Raw genomic sequence first — 3,233 nt, 5'->3', positions numbered from 1 at the left:
GCCGAAATCGCCCTGGAAAACGCCGGCAAAGGTCGGCACGAGCGGATCGTTGCAGAAGGAGAAACGCTGCGCCGGCTTGCCGGTCGCCGGGTCGGTTACCGGCTGCTTGGGCAAGACACCAAGCCACTGGCCGTAGCGGACGAAGAAGTTCTGCCGGTAGCCATGGTTGACCAGCCAGCTCTCGAGCTGCTCGGCCGACGTATGCATTTCGGTCTGGCTGATCGCCAGCTTCTTCAGATTGGGTTCGAGGTTGATCAGGAAGAAGACGACCATGGTCAGGCACAGCATCGTCAATGCCATGGTGCCAAGACGCCTGATAACGAAGGAAAGCATGGCGGCCCCCTGCCGATGGGTTGGGGTTTGAGCCGGCTATGAAAGCCAACCCTGCCGTGACCGGCGGGGCTGGCTGTCAAACAGGCCTTCGGATGCGATCAACCCTGTTTTTGTTGCATGGCCTTGCCCGCGAGTCCGCAACTTTTTTGAGAATGTGCGGACCAGCAGGGACGGACAATGCAAAGAGCGAGGGAAGGGAGCGAGCCCCTTCCCTCCATGTCGATGCGATATCAAGCCTGGTCGAGCCAGACCTTGCCGTAGTCGCGCTCGAAGGTCGGGTGCATCTTGTAGTTCTGCACCGCCTTCACCGAGTGGCTGTAGAGCTTGCGCCAGTACGGCTGGATCATGATGCCGGAATCCTGCAGTATCTGCTCGATGTCCTTCATCATGTCCTTGCGCTTGGCGGCGTCGGCAACGGCGAGCGCCGCATTGAGCTTGGCATCCCAGTCCGGATTCGACCAGCCGGCCTCGTTCCAGGCCTCGCCGGTGCGATAGGCGATGGCCAGAACCTGGACGCCGAGCGGACGCATGTTCCAGTTGGTCATCGACAGCGGATACTTCGTCCAGTCGTTCCAGAACGTGGAACCCGGCAGAACGGTGCGCTTCACCTTGATGCCGGCGTCGCGCAGCTGGGCGGCGATCGCATCGCCGGTGTTCTTATGCCAGTCTTCGTCGACGGTGATCAGCTCGTGTTCGAAGTCGGCTTGGCCGGCTTCCGCCATCAGCGCCTTCGCCTTGGCCGGATCACGGGCAACCTTGGGCAGCTCGTAATATTCCGGATGGATCGAGCAGACATGGTGGTTTTCGGCGACCGAGCCGGCATTGCCGTAGCCGAGCTGCAAGACGACATTGTTGTCGACCGCAAGCTGCAGCGCGTTGCGCACCTTCTGGTCGCCATAGGGCTTGTTGTTGACGTTGGTGCGGCAGACGATGGTCGACGCGGTGACGATTTCCGACTTCACCAGGTCCATGCCGTCGAGGATCGACACATAGTCGGCCGAAGTCTCGAAGTTGGTGTGCACTTCGCCGGCCTCGAAAGCGCTGACCATGGCTGCCGGATCGGTGCCGTAGTCGATGAATTCCAGGCCATCGAGGAACACTTCGCCGTCCCACCACTTGTCATCGGTGCGGCGCTTGTAGACCACCTTCTGACCGACATCGTAGGAGACGAGTTCGAACGGACCGGTGCCGATCGGGCAGGCCTTGAAGTCGCCGCCCTTCTCATCGAAGGTCTTGTGGACGATCAGCCCGGGATAGTCGCACATGTTCGGAATCAGCGCGATGTCCGGCTTGCTGAGCTTAAGCACGACCGTGTGGTCGTCCGGCTTGGTCACGGCGCTCTCGTCGAGCTTGTCGTCCTTGACCAGCGAGCCGAGACGGCCGGGCATGGAATTGCCTTCGGCTTTCTTGTCAGCCCAGCGCTTCAGGTTGAAGATGACGTCATCGGCGGTGAAGGCATCGCCATTCGACCAGGTGACGCCCTTGCGCACATGCAGCGTATACTGCGTGGCGTCGTCGTTGACGTCCCAGCTTTCCAGCAGATAGGGGCGAAACGTGTATTCGGAGGTGTACTTGACCAGCGGCTCGAGCGCCTGGCGCTCGGCATTGGCGATTTCCGACCAGTCGGCCTTGCGCGGGTCCTTGGGATCTTTGATCCACTGGGCGATCTTCAGCGTGCCGCCCTTCTTGCCCTTTACCTCTTCGGCCTTCGCCGGCGTCGGATCGGCGAGGCCGAGCAAGCCGTAAGCCATTGCCGTCGATGCGCCGAAGACGCTGGCCATGGCCAGGAATTCGCGGCGGTCCACCTTGCCTGCCTTGGCTTCTTCGGCCATGGCCAGGATGTGATCCGGAACGCGATCGCCATTACTCTTATAAATTGTCATGACTTAACTCCCATTGTTGGCTTTCCGCCTTTTAACATTCCGCATCCAGGCCATGATGTCAAAGACGGCGTGGATTGAGAACATGTTAGGGAATGTGCAACTTTGAAAGGGGAGCGGTTCGCGTGATAACGACAGTCTTGGCGCAAATTTGCTACTGTCCGACGGATTCTTCTGGAATCGCGATAGTCGATTAAACTGAGACATTTACTCTGGCCCGCACAGCACCAGAATCGATCCACCATGAGGCCAAAAGCCCCGCCGGACTGTCAGTATTCCTTCTCGTAGAAGATGCCGCCCTTGGCTTCGCCGGCATCGTTGGCCTCGCCGCGCAGCTTGACGCCGCGCCCGACATTGAGGTCGATCGTCGCCTTGCCCGAGCCAGGCTTGTCGCCCTTCTGGATGGTGACATAGGTGCGGTCGTTGAGGTATTTGCCGGCCGAAACCGCCGTGCCGCCCTGGTCGTCGGTGGTGACGTCGAGATCGTCGACGCCAATTGCGCTGCGCAGGTTTTCCAGCAGCGACGTCGAGCCGCCGACGCCGGCCAGCTGCCCCGCCGCTTCGGCGAGCTGGGCGATCTGCAGCGGCGACAGGTTCGACATCGAGCGGCCGAAGATCAATTGCGCCAGCACCTCATCCTCGGGCAGCGCCGGCACCGAGGAGAAGGTGAACTTCGGATTGGTCGCTTCGCCCGACACCACGATGGTGACGGTGGCGCTGGTCGTCGTCGTGGTCGCCGTCAAATTGAGATAGGGCACCAGCGAGCCGGAAAACCCGACCGTGCCTTCGGTGAAGGTCAGCCGCTTGCCGAGGATCGACAGTCGTCCGCGCTGCAAGGTGAAGGTGCCGACCGCTTGCGGCGACGAGGCCGGGCCGGTCAGCTTCAGCGAGCCGCCAAGTTCGGCATCAACGCCCCTGCCCTGGATGAAGATCTGATTCGGCGCGTTGACCGTGACATCGAGCGCAAGGCCGCTACCGCCGCCCTTGCCGCTGGTCGTCGGCGGCCGCAGCGCCTTGTCC

General features: G+C 61.3%; 2 protein-coding genes and 1 pseudogene. All 3 read right to left on the bottom strand.

Annotated features, from left to right (window positions below):
• A pseudogene (locus EN969_RS23450) lies at positions 1-333 on the bottom strand (ABC transporter permease); the annotation flags it as partial.
• A 230-nt stretch (positions 334-563) separates the two neighbouring features.
• A complete protein-coding gene (locus tag EN969_RS23445) occupies positions 564-2,216 on the bottom strand; it encodes an ABC transporter substrate-binding protein (RefSeq protein ID WP_013530882.1) in 1,653 nt (550 codons plus the stop codon).
• A gap of 266 nt (positions 2,217-2,482) precedes the next feature.
• Positions 2,483-3,233: translocation/assembly module TamB domain-containing protein (locus EN969_RS23440; protein WP_206525213.1), on the bottom strand; the 751-nt coding region annotated here is incomplete at its 5' end.

This window comes from Mesorhizobium sp. M7A.F.Ca.CA.003.01.2.1 (genome assembly GCF_003998945.1).
Classification (GTDB): Bacteria; Pseudomonadota; Alphaproteobacteria; order Rhizobiales; family Rhizobiaceae; genus Mesorhizobium; species Mesorhizobium ciceri.
The sequence above is the reverse complement of the archived record's forward strand: the minus strand, read 5'-3'. Positions and strand labels throughout refer to the sequence as shown.

Excerpts from the sequence above, each read along its gene's own strand:
- EN969_RS23445 (WP_013530882.1), bottom strand. The coding sequence starts at position 2,216 with ATGACAATTTATAAGAGTAATGGCGATCGCGTTCCGGATCACATCCTG.